Below are 18,265 nucleotides of genomic sequence, written 5' to 3'. Positions count from 1 at the left end.
AAAGCTGATGTGAAACGTACTAGGTCTGTCTGGTGAATTCTACAAGGGCTCGCTTTGACCGTTGTTTTTTTGCTCATAATTTTTCTTCACAGGAATTTCGAAGCTCCAGTCTCCAGTGAGCAGATTCTGCTGATCCGGGCCATTGGACAGAACTAACTGATTTACGTTGACTTTCAACAGGAACTGGTCTGGAGGTGGAGAATTCTCGATAAAATAAAAATTGAAGAGCATCACGATAATTATAAGCGATATTTCTTATGCATTGAATAACGTCAGGACGATTTAAGGAAATGATAAGAAGTTCGGTAGTTAGATGATAAGCTTTCACTTCTATACTGAGTACAACACAAGCGAATCATCGTTTGAACAATACATGAGTGGAGGTTTTATTTTTGAAGCATAAGGTATTACAGAAGGCCATGCTTGTTAGTCTAAGTGTTATGTTAATCGGTATTTCAACAGTTTTTAGCACAGGCAAGCAAGTTTCTGCAAATTCGGACAACGGGGCAGATTCTACACGTACTTTAAAAGTATTGTACTGGAATGAAAATGATTTCAAAATGACATATGGAGATCTGTTTAGTCAGAAGTACCCGAATGTAAATATCGAAGTAGTTACACCTGGAGGTATGGAAGCGATTAAGGATTACAGCGGGGCTATCAATAAGTATTCACCCGATCTTGTGATGCTCCCCCCTTACCAATACCAACAAATGTCTAAAGATAAAAAGTTGGTCGATTTAGAACCTTTAATTAAGCGAGATACGTATGACACGACAACGTTATACCCCGGCTTGCTTGATGAATTGAAGAAACAAGGTGGTGGCAAACTTTATGGATTAAGCCCAAAAGCGGATTCCTACGCTCTTCTGTATAATGCTGATTTATTTAAAAAGTACAATGTTAAAACTCCAACGGATGGGATGACATGGGAAGAGATATTGAATCTTGCTAAGAAATTCCCCACTAAGGGAGATAAGAACTCCCGAATCTGGGGCCTAAGCTCCTTTGGATCAAGCAATTTGGTAATGGATATCGCCAGAACAGAAGGATTAACGTACTTGGATCCAAATACCCTAAAGGCTACTGCAAATACAGCTGCGTGGAAAAATGCCTATCGTCTGTCGAGCAAGGCAACGAAGTTCGGGGTACTTGACGAAATGATTAGTCTGTCTGGCAAAAGTTACTTGGAAAGCAGTTCGTTCATTATGGGACGATCAGCTATGAAAGTAGCCTCTATTAGTCAGTTACAGTCCCTGCAAGCAGCCAAAAAAGGTATGAAGAATTATAAACCTTTCACGCTTGGTATTGCTGCCGGCCCTGCCGCTAAGGACGGAAAGTCAACAGGGAACGTGTATGTTAATGAGATATTTGCGATTCCAGCAGACGCATCTCATGTTGATGCAGCTTGGGATTTCATCAAATATTTCAATGGAGATGACTACGCTAATGAATACTATAAACCCAAGAACTCGAACAATAGTATCGGTGCTCCTCTATCTCGCATGATTAAGGAGTACTCAGGGTACAAGTTGGATGCATTCTATAAATTAAAACCTAATCTGGATTCATCGATAACAAGTTATGTTCTTATGAACAAGTCACCAAATTTTGAATTGAGATTTCGATCAATTGTATTGAAAGAATTGACACAGGTAGTAAACGGGAAGAAAACATTAGACAAAGCAACTGCAGCTATTCAATCCAACACTCAAGCCGTTGCTGATAAATTGAAGAAGGCTCAGACGGCAAAGTAATAGACTCTCTAGAGATATTTTATTTCCCCGAAATATAGAGAGCGGAATAGTCCATACGATATTTATGTATAGAGGTCAGCCATTTTTACTGGTTGACCTCTTTTTGTTAAGTGGTGAGTCTATCAGCACACCTTGCAGTATGTAAAATTAAAGCTGAACCTTATCACAAATATAGCGAGTTGGTTCCATCATCCTACTTTCTTTCATTATTCTTTCATAGCGCTCTGTTAATATCCATAGAAGGTGATGACTCTCGGATCTGATCAAAAAGTATGCTCTGGCGTTGCCTGAATCAAAGGGATGAAGGAGAGAATACATATTGTTATCGTTTAATTGGAGAAAGACGGTTTATCTTGTTATAAGCTTCGTATTGTTGTTCAGCATAATCGTTCCATTCGAGGTGCGATCAGTTTATGCTGCAGATCCTTCTTCACCTGTTAAAGCGGATAAAATAGACGCAGGAGGTCTTGCTTCAATGGCGATAAGGTCAGATGGCACGGTGGTCGGCTGGGGGAGAAACGACTTTGGTCAACTAAACGTTCCCTTAGGTTTAAGTGAAGTTGTTGCAATCGATGTTGGATATTTCCATACACTTGCATTGAAATCGGACGGTACTGTTGTCGGCTGGGGTAACAATAGCGTTGGTCAACTAAACGTGCCAGCGGGCTTGAATGATGTGGTGGCTATCGCTACAGGAAGCAACCATTCGCTTGCACTGAGGTCAGACAACACGGTTGTCGGCTGGGGTAACAATTCCAACGGTCAAACCAATGAACCAGTGGTTGTAGACGGAGTAGTGGCGATTGCTGCTAGAAACATCCATTCGCTTGCACTGAAGTCAGATGGCACGGTGGTCGCCTTGGGAGGCAATAATAGTGGTGCAATCAATGTGCCCGTAGGCTTAAGCGGAGTAGTGGCGATCGCTGCAGGAGAAACTCATTCACTAGCGCTAAAGTCAGATGGTACAGTGGTTGCCTGGGGATCTAATCAGGACGGTCAAACCAATGTGCCATCGGGCTTAGACGGAGTAGTGGCGATTGTTGCAGGAGAATATCATTCATTAGCGCTAAAGTCAGATGGCACAGTGGTTGCCTGGGGATACAATAATGGTGGTCAAACCAATGTACCAGCCGACTTAGAAGGAGTAGTAGCGGTCGCTGCAGGTCATTTTCATTCGCTTGCCTTAAAGTCAGATGGTACCGTAATTACCTGGGGATATAATCAGGATGGACAAATGAATGTACCTGGGAATGCCAATCTGAGCGATCTTAAGCTACAGGAAGGGGATTTCACAGAATCCTTTGATCCTTCAGTCATGGACTACACGTATTATTACGACGGTCAATCGCTGTCCAGTGTAGATGTAACGCCGACACTCGAGAGCACTGACCAGACAGTTATGTATGTGAACGGTGAGCTGCTGCCGTCAGGTAGCACGAAGATGATAAACTTTGCGGGAGCAACCACGGATACGGTTATTCCTGTTCGCGTGGAGCCCTACTTGTTACCCGGTAAAACGTATACCATTACGCTGGCGATCGATTCAACGCCTCCGGAAGTGCAGTTTGGTACGAATGGTGGTGTAGTGGCAGCGAAAACTGCAGCGAGTATCGTAACGGTCAGCGACCTACAAAGCGGAATAGATGATCATTCACTGCAATATGTGTGGACGCAAAGTACCGTCGTTCCGACAGGTGGCTGGTTGCCCTTCAGCAACAGTGATAACTTGAGTCAGACTAGCGGAAATGGCAACTGGTACTTACACATTCGCGCAACAGACAACGTAGGGAATGTTACGGATGCGATTTCCAATCCTTTTCTACTGGATAACACAATGCCGGTACCAGCACCGAATCCAATAGATCAAGGCGGTAGTTCACCTGTTGGGCCTTCGGTAACCCCATCCCGATCTAACCAGGCAGCTTTAGCTAAAATAAATGTTTATAATTCCGGAAAGACATTGGAATTATCTCCTAAGTTCACGTCGGGGACTACGACGTATACAGTAGAAACAGACGCTGCGCAGGTTGAACTGGAAGTAGCTTCAGCCCATCCCAAGGCGGTTGTGAAGCTGTTGGGAGAACGGATAAGTGAGATGACGACTGTTCCTTTGGTGATGGGTGCTAATGTATTAACCCTTACGGTTCAAGCTGAGGATGGAACGATCAAGACGTATACCGTCACCATTAACCGTATGACCCATGATGAACATCATGTTCCTTCAGCTCCGGTATGTCGGTTCACGGATATCGAGAATCACTGGGCAACATCAGATATATGCGAGGCAGCAGAATTGGGTATTGTGGAGGGGATAGATGCCTACACCTTTGTACCAAGAGGCAACGTAACAAGAACGGAGTTCGCCGTTATGCTGATGCGGACAATTCAGATCCCGATACGTAACGAATCAAGTGAGGTGTCTTTCAGCGATGCAGAGAGCATCCCGGCATGGGCACACCTGACGATCCAGACAGCCGTAGCCGAGGGAATTCTGCAAGGATATCCCGATGGAACATTACGGCCGAAGCAAACGGTAAGCCGTGCAGAGATGGCTACGATGGTCTCCAAGGCCATGAAGTGGAATGCTGATCGTACGGCTAGCTCTTATTTCTCTGATAATACAAGCATTCCAACATGGGCCAAGGCATATGTCGAAGCTGCTCAGGAGCACGGACTTCTGAAAGGGCAAGCGGGTAATCGATTTGTTCCGGAGGGACGAACAACAAGAGCCGAAGCTGCGGTTGTACTCTTGCGACTTTGGAAATCTATACATTAAGCAATAAAGGACTGACCCCTGATGTCATTAGATGACAACAGGGGTCAGTTTTTGTTGAAGCCTGATAGGAGATATGCTTGTAATCCATAATTCCCTCTACTATTATGGATAGAAAAGGCATAAGGTGTCTATTTTCTTAATTTAAATATAAAGGGACCTGATGTATGAATTCCACTGTAGAACTTATCCTGATGATTGTTTCATTGATCATGACGGGTATCATCTTACTCACTGTGTACGGGTTTAGACGAGAGCGCGGAGTAATCTACCTCGTAGGTTTGATCGTATGCCGAATGATGTACTCAAGCAGTATCATTCTGGAGAGACATAGCGATGTATTTATGACTAAATTAATTTTTCGCAATATTCAGAATACGACCCAAAATGTAATGGTCCCTTTCTTGATCTTATTCGTTTATCACTTAGTCGGTCGAGACAAGCTGCTGAAGAACCAATGGAAGATCCTATTGTTTGCCGTATTTGTATCGTGGTCGTTGCTTATGTGGCTTGACCCAAACTTTCATATTATATATCTGACGATTGAGCTTTATAATGGCCACCTAGTCACAACAAAAACCCTCTATTCTAGAGCATTCAGCCTCATTTGCTATAGTGCAGTGGTTATATGCCTCTACTATTTATTTCAGTATGTAAGGAATATTAGGAGTGATTATCGTAAGCCGGGAATGTGGGTTCTCCTTCTGGCTACATTACCGTTTGTCCTGGAGATTATCAAATTTGTGAAGCCTGAGTGGTCATCATGGTTACTTCCATTAACAGTTTATTGCGGATCTACAGGGACAATTATGCTGGTGATTATTCTGAGGATTAAGTTCTTCTCTACCGTTCCGATTGCCAGGAATATTGTGCTCGATACGTTGCAGGAGAGTATTGTGATTGTGAATGGTTCGGGAAAGGTCATCGATAACAATAATCGAGCTTCACAATGGTTCTCAGAGTTGGGCTATACCAATATTTCGGGTCGGAATATATCGGAAATCCTAGCATCCTGGCCAGAATGGTATAAGCTGAGCAAGTCTATGCAACCGGGCAGTGTAGAGATTGATAAGTGGCTGGATGGAGAAAGAAAAATATATAGTGTAAACGTATATCCATTATATACACTGGGTAAGGCACAGGGTAATATTTCTCTTATTTTTGATATTACAGAGAAACAACGGCATCTGGAGCAGATGGCACAGTTGAACCAGTTGAAGGATCAACTGTTTACAATTATATCGCATGATATTCGCAGTCCGCTAGCGCTGCAGTTTCAACTCGTGGAGTTACTGGAGGCGGACAGGCAATCCTTCGCTGCGGATCATCAGGAGATCATTGAGCAGCTGGGTGACCAGATTCGTAATACACTTGGAATGGCTAATAACTTGTTGGAGTGGTTTCGCAGTCAGGTTGAAGACATGACACTTCGTCCAGAGTTACTGGAGCTTTCGGAGGTTGTTGAGGACTGTTGTCATATGTTACACATTAAAAGTGAGAGTAAACATATCAGCGTGATGAATAAGATTGCTATAGGCACCCATGTATATGCAGACCGGGAAACAGTTGGTTTAATTATTCGTAACTTATTAACCAACGCCATCAAATTTTCCGAATTGGGTGGTTTAATCGAAGTGTACGCTCAGTTGTCAGGAGACATGGTGATCGTGTCCGTTCGTGATAACGGAGTAGGTATGGAAGAGGGGCGAGTTCGTCAGCTATTTAACGAGAAGCAACTCAACTCCATGGCGGGTACATTAGGTGAAAAAGGGGCAGGGCTTGGACTGCTCGTAAGTCGACAGTTCGTACAACTAAGTGGTGGAGATATGTGGGCAGAAAGCACGGTGCGACAAGGAAGCGTATTTCACTTCACTTTGAGAGGCGGAACAGAGAGATGAAAGTTCTCATCGTTGATGATGAGCCTGCCATGCTGTTGGCAATGAAGCGGATGCTGTCGAATATGCAAGATGTGGAGATTGTCGGAAGCTTTCAGAATGCGGCAGAGGCACTCGATTTCGTTAAGAACAGGGAAGTGGATCTCGCATTCCTGGACATCCAGATTGCTACGGACAATGGATTAGAGCTTGCACGCAGCTTGATCTCAGTTTGTAATGATCTTGACATTGTGTTTACCACTTCGCATGCAGAATATGCGATTCACGCTTACGATGTTTATCCGTTGGACTACATGGTTAAGCCGATTTCCAGAATGCGACTGGCTCAGACGCTCACTAGGGCGGCCAGCAGACGCAGATCTTCTTCTAATCTTGCTGACGACCTTGTGCCTAATCGGCTGACGGTTCATGGACTGAGTTGCTTCGAGGCTAGCAGCAAGCAAGCGGGTGCAGTAAAATGGAAATCCAAGAAAAGCATGGAGCTATTTGCCTATCTGCTTGTTCATCAGGGTCGAAGTGTAGCCAAATCCCGAATCCTGGAGGATCTCTTCCCAGGGAGGCCTCTCAAGCAGGCGGAAGTGTACTTGAATACGATTGTCTATCAGCTTAGAAAGGTGTTATCCGAGCATGGGTTCAAGGAGATGATCCTATCAGCACAAGAACAATATCGGGTAGATTTAGATCAAGCCGATGTTGATTTTATTCGATTCGAACAGACCATGTTGGAGTTATTCGAATTCAATATAACTAATGAAAAAGCGGCCATAGCGTTAGAGAAACAGTTCGTAGGCGAGTTGTTTGAGGGTAAATCTTTTGATTGGGCGACAGGGGAACGTGAGAGATTGTTAATTGTGTACGTTTCCTATGCCAAGCGTCTTGCAAGCTGGTTGCTGGAACGGAATCAATATAATGAAGCAGCACGCATTGCCAGAAGAATTGTATCCCGCAATGAGTTTGAGGAAGAGTCAACATTGCTGTTGTTAAGTATATTGGGAGCCATGGGAGATCGAAAATCACTACATAAACACTATGAGCAATATACGCAATTACTGCTTCATGAACTTGGATTACAGCCTTCGCTGTCTATTCAACAGCAATATGAACAATATCAATGATATCCTTCTGAATAAACAAAAAAAGAGCCGCGCATCATGCAGCTCTCTATCTGATTTTAACGCCCGCCCGTATTGGAAGCCCAGACAGGAATCCAACTGTTCGGATAATTGCTATTGGTCAGGGTTGTGTTATAGAGAACTAAATTCCCATCACTTTGCATGACCAGTGTATCACCTGTTGTGTTAGCCGGTAAGCTGCTCCCGTGATGACCTGGAATCCATGAGGTGGTATTGGGAGACCAAGCAGCTACCTGTACAGAAGTATCAATCATCAAAACTTTATCCCATCCCCAACCGGTGTAATATTCGAATTTACCTGTAGCCGGGTTGAAACCATAACGATAACCATATTGGTAAACGTCTTGATATTTCATGCCATATTTATAGATGACAGGTTTCCCATACTGTGATTCAAAATTGAATGAAAGAGCCCCACTATTACTAGTTCCGCTACTCCAGAGAGAAGAACCATTTTGATAGATAACAAAATTCCCGTCATTTTGCCAGATGGCTGAGAACCTGCCATCTTGGGAGGTGAGATAGTCACCCTTTGCCATGCTTTGGCCGATCGTGAGTTTATCTCCAAGATAGCCAGCAGAAGCTGTTGCTGGTACGGCAAATGCAAGAATCAACAAGCAAGCCATAAGAACTCGAAAAGATCTGGGAAAAAGTCGTTTGTTCATTGGACACGCTCCTATTTTTCTTATAATGGTTAAAGTTAAATGCATAGAACAACAAATCCTTACAGCTATTGCATGTTTCTGCGTTGTATTCAGTCAGGAGCGGTGAGGTAACACGTCCCCATCTGGTGTAAAACGGGAACTAAGATCTAAAATGCTCCCAACGGTCACCTCCTTGAATAGAAGTGTGAAAATCTTTGATACATATTATGTAATGGGATGTGTGTGTTTTAGGAGATGGAAGCTAAGTGTTTTTTAGTAGAGGAGTTATATCATCAAGTGAAAATACATACTTTATTTTCCATTATAGCAACAAAAAATATAAAAGCCATATTTTTCTATATGAAATTTTGAATCTATTACTTACAACCAATGCGTTATAACTTCTCGTCTCCTGAGCTAGAAAAAAACCTATTATTCGCTTGAATAAATTGAAGCCAAACACTAACTTTGGTGCAGCTCGAGACATAGGTATTCATCTCCTCTATCAATCTCCCAAAATTTTTACATCAATTTTATATATTTAATGATTTTTATGAATTGAACTATGGTAAAATATCTCAGGATCTAAAATTGGAGAGGGGTTTTTTCATTCATGTTTTGGAAAAAAGTTTTGGGTAAAAGCACACTGCGTGTAGCTACTGCTGCACTATTACTCACGCAACTATTGGGCGCAACAGGTTCTGTCTCTGCCGCAGGTAACGATGTAGAAGTACACTTGATTGGAATCAATGATTTCCACGGTCAGTTAGATACCACATCAATCGTGGGTGATAAGAAGGCAGGAACGGCTCCAATTCTAGCAACCTATCTCAAAGAAGCTCAAGCCAAATATGAATACTCTCTACTCTTCCATAATGGGGACTCTGTTGGTGCATCTGCTCCAGCCTCATCTTTGGATCGTGACGAGCCTACCATGGAATGGATGAATATGATGGGCTTTGATGTAGGTTCCTTAGGGAATCACGAATTCGACCAAGGTGTCGCTGCTTTAAAGGCACAGATCTTTGGTGGCCTTGATCCAAAAGAAGGTAAGGTAACACATGCCGGTGCAAAATTTGATTACGTCAATGCAAACGTGATTGAAACTGCCACAGGAAAAACATTGATTAAGCCGTATGTGATTAAAGAAGTGGGCGGAGTTAAAATTGGATTTATCGGACTAGTGACGAAATCCACACCTGCCAAAGTATCTCCATCGGGGACAGCTGGCGTACGTTTCTTGAGCGCAGAAGAAGAAGTGGAAGCCGTTAATAAATATGCTAAAGAATTGCAAGACCAAGGTGTAGAAACGATCATTGTTTTGGCACATGATCCAGCAACAACCAAAGAAGGCGTAACCACTGGAGAAGCAGCTGATCTGGCAAAAGCTTTACCGGCGGACTCCCCTGTTGACGTTATCGTTGCAGGTGACAATCATGCTTTGGCTAACGGTGAAGTGAACGGAAAGTTGATTGTGCAAGCCTACTCATATGGTACGGCGTTTGAAGATATCAAGCTGATGATTGACCCTGCTACCGGGGATGTAACTGAAAAATCAGCGACTGTTACAACGACTTTCCAAGAGGGTGTAAAAGAAGACCCTGAATCTTTAGCTATTATTAAAAAATCATTAGACAAGCATCCTGAGCTGACGAAGCCAGTAGGTACAACGGATGGTTCTGTTACCCGTACAGATGCTTATAATAACGAAGCCCCTCTAGGCAACCTCATTGCAGATTCAATGCGTGAAGCAGACTTTGGGGATGAGGCAAGTGCAGCTGACTTTGCATTTATGAATCCAGGCGGTATTCGTGCGGATCTGCCACAAGGCGATGTGACCTTTGCTGATCTTGCCAAAATCCAACCGTTTGGTAATACTCTAGTAAAACTTGAGCTGACTGGCGAACAGGTTAAAACCTTGTTGCAGCAGCAATGGGGTATCAATGCTGACGGTACACCTAATACCAAAACACTCCAAATCTCTGGTTTGAAATACACTGCAGATTTCAATAAGCCGGTCGCAGAACGCGTTACAGGTCTCAGTCTTGAAGATGGAACAACGATTGATCCTGCAAAAACATATACGGCTGTAGTTAACAACTTTATGGCTGCAGGTGGAGATAACTATAAAGTGCTGCTGGATGCTAAATCATCCCTGGCAGGTCCTATCGATCTGGATGTATTCTACCAATACATCGTAGACACGTATAAAGGCGGTAGCATCGAAGCTAAAAATGAAGGACGTATCACAAACCTGGCTGCATCTACCGAGCCAACAGAAACACCTGTAACAACAGAAGTCATTTCTCGTGCTGAATTTGTAAGTGCTCTGGTCGACATGTTGAAACTTAACGAAGTAGCTACAGCACCTGCATTCAAAGATGTTGCGGCTAATGCTGCATATGCAGATGCGATTGCTGAAGCTACGCATGCTGGATTCATTCAAGGTTATGGTGGAAACTTCTATCCTGATCGGGATATCACACGTGAAGAAGCTGCTACCATTCTTGCTAAATTGGTAAAAGATCAAGCGACTGATAAAGACGCTGCTACAATTATTGCTAGTTTCGAAGATGGTAAATCCGTGTCTGCCTATGCAATTAAACCTATGGCAAAATTGATTGACAAAGGTATTTTTGCTGGAACAGATAAAAAATCACTTCAACCTAAACTAGGTCTGACTACTAAGGATGCAAAAGCATTAATTGAAAAAGCTGTTGCAGCAAAAGCTTCATAATGTAGAACTTATTCAAACTTTATATTAAAACAGAGAAACACATCCTATCGGGCGAATGAGCATTCCTCTACGGATAAACCCTCTCATCAAGTAGTTCTTTAATTGGTGAAAAGGGTTTATCCAGGAGAATGCCATATCCCAATTTAGGATGTTTTTTTTATGCTTAAAATCCATGATTCTATGGAAAAATCCATGTCTGAATTGGCTCTATGCTCTGGTTACCGCTTAGTGTTCAGAATTTGGTAAGGGCTCTAAAGTAAAATGGTAAGGCAAGCCATATGAACTTGATGAATTTTATCAGTTTCTGTTGTAAGGATGGAATGGCCAAAGGAAAGGGAAAAAGTTTTTGGTTGTTGCAAAAATTTTAGAAGTGGAGGAGATTTTCGTTTGAAACAAAAACGCAATATAGGTAAACCGTTATTGTCTTTATTTCTGGCAATGCTGCTCGTCTTGCAGACAGTGATATACTCCACCGCCGCATATGCGGAGAGTGTGCCAACCGATTCCGGAATGGAAGCGGTCATTGAATCTGACTCACCGAGTGCCGACGAACCACTTTCGGTACCTGAGGCAGTGAACGACGAACCGCTTTCGGAACCTGAGGCAGTGCAAGAGGAACCGCTTTCGGTACCAGAGGCAGTGAACGACAAACCGAATAATTTCGTAGCGATGGCGGCAGTCCCAACGGACAAAACAGCGGTATTTATGGAATCTAATTCAACCTTTCCGCTGGAAGTGACACAGGGGAATGCTGTTATTAATCCAAACGGTATTATTCAGGGTAGACAGCCCTTTACGCTCAAATCGGAAGGTCTCAAGGTACCAGTGAATGGTGATGACCCAAATCCAACTAATGCAGATCCTGAGAAATACATCCAAAAGGGTGACTGGATCGAGCTGAAAAGAGAAGATTACTTCAAGGAAGTGGTGCTGCCAACAGCTACTAAAACCTTGAATGCACAGACGGAATCAGGTACAAAACAGCTGGGTACCGCCTATTTCACTCCAAATAGCATCAAGATTGTATTTAACGGTGAAGATAATTTTTTCAATGGTGTTGGACGAGGTATTGCCTTCAGCTTTGAATCTACTGCCAATGCAGATATAACGGGACTAGCGTATGGCGATAAAAAGCCGATCAACATCTTTGGTGGTGCATATCAGCTAGAGAACCCAGATGTTACAGCAGAGTATAACATTACTTTAAGCTCGCCTGGAATGATCAGGTGGGATCAGTATGGTTACCGCGGGATTCAGCCAGCGCAATTGGTTGAAGGTGCAATTACTTGGGAGTCAAACGTCTCTGCATTCGATCAGTTTGATAAAACAGTCAAATTGCCGTTAGACGGGAAGACATTCTATACGAATCCAGCCACTTATAATACGGGTTTTGGAAATGTCCGTGGTATCTATAAGGAGGGTTCATTCAAAGTAAACGGCCAAAATGTAACGCCAGTCATTGGGGGCGACGGATCGCTGACTTACATATTTCCGCAGGGAACAGGTCTAGATCCAAAGGTTGAATATAAAACATGGATTCCAAAGGAAGCTTATTATTACGAACATCGGAATCCGCCAAACAATCTTGGTCGCAGCTACCGGGACATGAATGGCAAAGTGGAACTGAGACAGGACAACAACATGTTGGTACAGGCAGGTCAGGAGATTTCTTTTGCTCCCGACTGGATTCAAGCCAGCGCTTCGTATGACCATGCGAATGAAACCATTACATGGAAGATCGCGGTTAACCAATATAATAAAAAAGGGTTAAAGGACTTTACCATCACAAATGTATTACCGGCTGGGCTGGAATTTGAATCGGCTGCATGGCAGACATGGGTAGATGGCGCTGTATCTGAAGAAACGCCAATTACACCAGATTCGAACGGCGTTTATTCCTTCGGGGATATTAACGGAAAAGTCGAATTGTTGATTAAAAGCAAGGCAATAAGTGGTTCCAGCTTCCAAATTGACCCTCGTGCCAACTGGAATTTGGATACACCAGGTGTTATACAGAACAACGATGTAATGACGGGTAAAAGACCTATTGCGGTGACAGATGAGGCAGTCGTCAGCATTGGCGCACACACGTTTACAAAAACAGGCGCAGTATCAACCGAGGATTATAACCTGGGCAGTATCACGTGGACCGTTAATCTAGCACCACAGTATGCCTTACCTAACGCGGCAATATACGATGTCCTTGTGCATGGCGGTGACTTGAACGTCTTGGACAACGCTGTAGATGAAACCAGCGAGGTGAGTGCGGATACAATTGCGAAAATTAAAGCAAATATCACTTCTGCGCAGCTTTGGAAGCAGTACAAAGCGGGAACTATGAAGTCGAATGCAACCGGATTGACGATGAAAGCTATTCCATTAACCGTGGACGGTAAAGTGGTGGCGGATTTGATCAAGGTGACCGGATACACCGAAGAAGCGGCATCCTTCAGCTTCCGTGCACTTGAGACCAACCCGAACATTCTCTTCAGACAGGAAATTAACGCAGGGAAAATAAGCTCGAATCGGGCTTTGCTCATTGATGGCGAAACCGTAAAAGAAGCAAATAGTAGTGCCAACCTACACCTGCGTATGTTGAACAAGGATATGCTCTTTGCTTCGAGGCCATTAAAAGTAGATGGTAATTTTGAAAATGTGACGCCGAATAATGTTAGCAGTTACATTAGAGATGATAACAATGAAGCATGGACGATTTCTGGCTATGACAGGACAACCAAGACGGTCACATTCCGTTTAGGGGTTAATATGCCTGGATATAACACAGAAGAAATGGCTAAGGATGGCGGTAATCGAGTCATTAGTAATATTAAGCTAGTGGATACACTTCCCGAAGGGTGGGAATTTGTTCCTTTCTCTGAAACTAAGGATTTTGAGCTTTGGAAAGGAATTTCGAACAATGGTTCAGGCAATGAATATGGTGTTAGAAACGATGCTAGAACTCTAATTGAACCAGGTACTAGTTCTCATGTAGTCCATTTTTCACACATTGGAAACGAGGGTACCTTCACCTTCTCTAAGTTGGAAAGTCCTTATATCATTCTGGTGAAGGCAAGACCTTCCAATGATGCTCTGCAGAAGTATTTAGAGGAATACACTATCAACGGCACAGACAAGCAGGTGCTGTATAACAAAGCCGACCTCCATATGACATGGGGTGGAGTGGAGAAGGTTGTCACCGAACAGCGCAAAGTTATTGTACCTATTCAGACCCTTGGAAAGTCGGTAACTAAGCCAGTTCCAGGAGTGCTGGAATGGACGGTGAACTATACCCCGCCATTTAACATGAAGCAGGGTGTTTATTTGCAGGATACCTTGGGTGCAGGCATGAATTTGCGTTATGAAGAAAACGGAAAGCTTGTGCTGACATCACCTAGTATGGCAGTCTATCCTGCTAAATTGACTGCAAGCGGCACTCTGGAACGAGATGGCGTAGCACTGGACCTAAGCGACCCGAATGCTGAAGTTCAAGTAGAAGTTGCACCGGGCGTAGAAGGTACTACGGTTCTAACATTTAAAATGGACGACCCTAATCAGTTTTACCAGTTTGTGTACCAAACAGAAGTTGATCCATCTAAAGCGAAAGCTGGAGAGAAAATGGGCAACGAGGTAAAACTGGAGGGCGATGACAATCTGAAATCTGTCAGTGCCAGAAGCGAAAGCACGCTGGACAGTTCGGACGTGGCCGGCAGTTCAAGTTCCAATGCTCTGTTGCCTCTGAAAAAGGTAGATCCCAATGGCAATCCGCTAAAAGACGTAGAGTTTACACTCTATAAGAAAGACGGCGGAACTATAATCACCAAAGGAAAAACCGATAGCGGAGGGAAACTTAATCTGCTATTCCCTGATCCAGGGTATTATGAGCTGAAAGAAACCTATATTGACACCAATACTTGGCTGCCAACTACAAGAGTATACCAAGTATATGTAGGGAATACGCCAGGGAAGCCCATCTGGGTAGACGGGGTGAAATTAACCTCTGATAATCCACTGATCGTGCCTACACCGGCCCAAGGCAAGCTGACCATTACCAATAAGGTGGAAGGCAACGGCAGTGATCCGGACAAAGAGTTCGAGTACACCGTGACCATCACCGGCGAAGGTAAGGACAGAGAGTATACCTATAAGAAGTCGGATGATACGTTTGGCACGATCAAGAGCGGAGGCAAGATTGCCCTTAAGCACGGGGAATCTGTGACGTTCCCAGCCTTGCCTGCGGATCTGGTCTATACCGTAACCGAGGCTGATTATACATCCGTTGACGGTTATACGACGATACCGGGTACGAGAGAGCTGTCTGGCTCAATCGTGAATAAAGGTGATCACAAGGCGGATTTCATCAATGAACGGACCGTTAACAAGCTGACCATCAGCAATACGGTCATGGGCAACGGCGGCGATAAAACGAAGGAGTTCGAGTACACCGTCAACTTTGAGGATACAGGCAAAGAGGAAAGTTACTCTTACTTGAAGACGGACGGCAGCACAGGTTCGATCAAGTCCGGCGGTAAATTCCGCCTTAAGGATGGAGAGGCACTGGATATTTTGGGTCTACCTAAGAATCTGAAATACACAGTTACCCAACAAGATTACACAACCGATGAATACATGACTACTCCTGAGGAACGGTTCTATACCGGAGTCATGAAAGGCATTGATGAAGATGCCCCATTCACGAACGTGCGAGTTTTGAAGGGTGGCCTATTAATCAGCAACACAGTTAAAGGCAAAGATGAAGACAAGAAGAAGCTGTTTAAGTACACGGTTGCCTTCACTGGCGAGGGATCGGACGAATCCTACGTCTATGAGAAGTCAGCCGGCAGCAAGGGCATGATCAAGAGCGGTGAGAGCTTTGAGCTTACAGATGGCCAGACGTTCATTGTCCAAGGGCTTCCAACCAATCTTCAGTACAAAGTGACCCAAGATGATTATACGCAAGATGGCTATGTGACTGATCCAGAGAGTCTCATTCACATTGGCACTATTCCAGAGAAAAAATGGTCTGAAGCACATTTTGTCAATACCCGACCGTATCTGGAAGGCGTGTTGCGTAACAATAACACAGGAGAAGTCATTCCGAATGCACCGATTAAGGTAACCGATCTGAAGACAGGCGAAGAGATTCAGACGCAGACGAATGAGAAGGGTGAATATTCAATCCCAGCCGTAGCGGATACCGACTATACGATCAGATATACGAAGATGTATCGGGTAGGCGGTAAGGATGTACCTGTTGAGTTTACGCAGAAAGCAAATGTGAACAGAAGTGTAACGGACGAGACTGTTCCAGCGGACATTACGGCCGTGGGGATCATTCTGTTTAAACAACTGGATGGAACAACAGTGCTATTCAACGATTTATTGACTAGCCAGATGCATATCTATTTGAAAGACAAGGATGGCATTTATATTAAGGAAAACGGCCAACCTAAAGCATTCCCTATGGCTACGAATGGAACTTTCTCTGTGGAAGGGCTAAGCGAGCAGACGTACACAATGGAAGTTCGCTATCAAGCTGAGACCGGCGAGGAATTGCTCCTCAAAGTGGCGCAACTTGACGTTAAAGCTAACGGAGAGCTGAATATTTCAGAGGAGTTAGTCGACCCTTACGGTACGGTCTATGATGAAACGACAGGAGATGCCGTCACTGGCAAGAAAATTGATGGAGCCAAAGTTACACTGTATTATGCGGATACGCAGCGGAATAGAGATAACGGCCGCATTCCGGGTACGAAAGTAACGCTTCCAAAGGTTCCAAATTTCCCGCCGTACGACAACGAGAGCCCGGAGCAGAGTAGTGATGCAGATGGCTTCTATGCGTACATGGTGTTTCCAGAAGCGGATTACTATCTGATCGTAACGAAGGACGGATACGAAACGCACACAAGTGGTACCATTTCAGTCGATTTTGACATTGTCAGGTACGATGTGCCAATGAAGCCAATTCGTTCTGGTGGCGGCAATGGTAACAACGGAGGCGGCACCGTAACGCCTGGTCCAGGGACAGTAACGCCAGATCCGGGCACCGTAACGCCTGAACCGGGCACGGTAACGCCTGAACCAGGCACGGTAACGCCTGAACCAGGCACGGTAACGCCTGAACCAGGCACTGTAACGCCTGAACCAGGCACCGTAACGCCTGAACCAGGCACTGTAACGCCTGAACCGGGCACGGTAACGCCAGATCCGGACACGGTAACGCCTGAACCAGGCACCGTAACGCCTGAACCAGGCACCGTAACGCCTGAACCAAGCAATGGTAACGATCAGCTTAAGAACGATAGCAACGAGTTGGACGATGCTCCGAAAACTGGAGATAACAGTGAATCGCCATTCTTGTATATGGTTTTGGCGCTGATGTCCTTAATGACGATCGGGTTCTGTCTACTCGGGTACAAGAAGAAAAAGCACATCCAGTAATGGAGGGAAGGCGGTAAGAAAAATGAGCAAAACTAAAAAAGTTCTTATCGCTGTTTCCTTGCTTGTGTTGGTATTTTCACTTGTCAGTCTTGCGAGGACTTTCTTGCGAGATTATGCCGAGAAGCAGAAAATCGAAGAGTTAACAAAGGTTTGGAAAGAAGGATCAGAACAAGGTGGAGGGGATGCATTCCCTTCCCTTTTGTTCAATAAAGGCAATGAGCCGGTTATGCTTCCCGAATTTCGAGATCTTTACGAGAGGAACTCAGACATCGTCGGCTGGCTGAAGATTGACGGTACCCGAATTGAGTACCCAGTCATGCAGAGCCCACAGGATTCGGAGTACTATCTCAATCATGATTTCGATAGAAAAGAAAACCAAGGCGGTCTTCCTTTTTTGGACGAGTCTAGTACGACCAACAATTCGGACATTTTGCTGATTCATGGACATCACATGAAAAGTGGTTGGATGTTTAAAGATTTAATGAAGTACAGGAACGAAAGCTTTTATCAAGAACATGCGACGTTCCAGTTCAGCACGCTTTACGAAAAGGAAGAGTATGAGATTGTTGCCGTTATTCTGTCAAAAGTTTATCGCAAATCGGACGACGTGTTTAAATACTACCAGATTGAGAATGTAAGTACGCCCGCCGAGTTCGATTCATATGTTCAGAATATCAAACAACTCTCTCTTTATGACACAGGTGTAACAGCACAGTATGGTGACAAGCTTATTGTGCTGTCCACATGCGAGTATTCAACCGAAAACGGTAGGTTAGCGGTGGTGGCTCGAAAGCGTTAATTGACGATTCTGAAACACAAAATCAATCTGCTTTATCTCGCGTTCTCTCCTTAGAGGACGCGATTTTTCTTGTCCCCGAAATAAGGTGC

9 protein-coding genes are annotated in these 18,265 nt (G+C 44.2%); 7 read left to right on the top strand and 2 right to left on the bottom strand.

What is annotated here, in order from left to right; translation table 11 throughout:
* Positions 1–39: 39 nt before the first annotated feature.
* Positions 40–231: a hypothetical protein gene (locus MKY95_RS32750; protein WP_036611854.1), complete on the bottom strand. Its 192-nt coding sequence runs from the start codon at positions 229–231 to the stop codon at positions 40–42.
* 161 nt (positions 232–392) lie between these two features.
* Here MKY95_RS32750 and MKY95_RS32745 point away from each other — a divergent pair, with 161 nt between their 5' ends.
* The 4 genes from MKY95_RS32745 to MKY95_RS32730 all read left to right on the top strand — a co-directional run bounded on the left by MKY95_RS32745 (position 393) and on the right by MKY95_RS32730 (position 7,540).
* Entirely contained in the window at positions 393–1,757 is a 1,365-nt protein-coding gene (locus MKY95_RS32745) for an extracellular solute-binding protein (protein ID WP_051447239.1), read from the top strand.
* Between the two features lie 400 nt (positions 1,758–2,157).
* On the top strand, positions 2,158–4,533 hold the full coding sequence (locus tag MKY95_RS32740) for an S-layer homology domain-containing protein (protein ID WP_268748586.1): 2,376 nt from the start codon (positions 2,158–2,160) through the stop codon (positions 4,531–4,533).
* Positions 4,534–4,697: 164 nt separating this feature from the next.
* Entirely contained in the window at positions 4,698–6,428 is a 1,731-nt protein-coding gene (locus MKY95_RS32735) for an ATP-binding protein (RefSeq protein ID WP_076252125.1), read from the top strand.
* Entirely contained in the window at positions 6,425–7,540 is a 1,116-nt protein-coding gene (locus MKY95_RS32730) for a response regulator (protein WP_036611847.1), read from the top strand. Before MKY95_RS32735 ends, MKY95_RS32730 begins: the two co-directional genes overlap by 4 nt.
* Positions 7,541–7,596: 56 nt before the next feature.
* On the opposite strand, the gene MKY95_RS32725 is transcribed toward MKY95_RS32730, so the two are convergent.
* A complete protein-coding gene (locus tag MKY95_RS32725; RefSeq protein ID WP_051447237.1) occupies positions 7,597–8,223 on the bottom strand; it encodes a hypothetical protein in 627 nt (208 codons plus the stop codon).
* A 592-nt stretch (positions 8,224–8,815) separates the two neighbouring features.
* On the opposite strand from MKY95_RS32725, the gene MKY95_RS32720 reads away from it, so the two are divergent.
* From MKY95_RS32720 to srtB, 3 genes are all read left to right on the top strand, one after another.
* A complete protein-coding gene (locus MKY95_RS32720; protein ID WP_036611844.1) occupies positions 8,816–10,939 on the top strand; it encodes a 5'-nucleotidase C-terminal domain-containing protein in 2,124 nt (707 codons plus the stop codon).
* A 387-nt stretch (positions 10,940–11,326) separates the two neighbouring features.
* The gene (locus MKY95_RS32715; protein WP_339196225.1) at positions 11,327–17,377 is read left to right on the top strand and encodes a SpaA isopeptide-forming pilin-related protein; all 6,051 of its coding nucleotides are present in this window, start codon (positions 11,327–11,329) and stop codon (positions 17,375–17,377) included.
* A 22-nt stretch (positions 17,378–17,399) separates the two neighbouring features.
* Complete coding sequence (gene srtB / locus MKY95_RS32710) at positions 17,400–18,176, top strand: class B sortase (protein ID WP_339196223.1); 777 nt, start codon at positions 17,400–17,402, stop codon at positions 18,174–18,176.
* Positions 18,177–18,265: the final 89 nt, after the last annotated feature.

Origin of the sequence: Paenibacillus sp. FSL P4-0176 (assembly GCF_037975265.1) — a bacterium.
GTDB classification, from domain to species: Bacteria; Bacillota; Bacilli; order Paenibacillales; family Paenibacillaceae; genus Paenibacillus; species Paenibacillus amylolyticus.
This window is presented reverse-complemented; position numbering and strand designations above follow the sequence as displayed.

Coding starts and splice junctions, on each gene's coding strand:
- MKY95_RS32750 (WP_036611854.1), bottom strand. CDS start 231: ATGCTCTTCAATTTTTATTTTATCGAGAATTCTCCACCTCCAGACCAG.
- MKY95_RS32735 (WP_076252125.1), top strand. CDS start 4,698: ATGAATTCCACTGTAGAACTTATCCTGATGATTGTTTCATTGATCATG.
- MKY95_RS32730 (WP_036611847.1), top strand. CDS start 6,425: ATGAAAGTTCTCATCGTTGATGATGAGCCTGCCATGCTGTTGGCAATG.
- MKY95_RS32725 (WP_051447237.1), bottom strand. CDS start 8,223: ATGAACAAACGACTTTTTCCCAGATCTTTTCGAGTTCTTATGGCTTGC.
- MKY95_RS32720 (WP_036611844.1), top strand. CDS start 8,816: ATGTTTTGGAAAAAAGTTTTGGGTAAAAGCACACTGCGTGTAGCTACT.
- srtB (WP_339196223.1), top strand. CDS start 17,400: ATGAGCAAAACTAAAAAAGTTCTTATCGCTGTTTCCTTGCTTGTGTTG.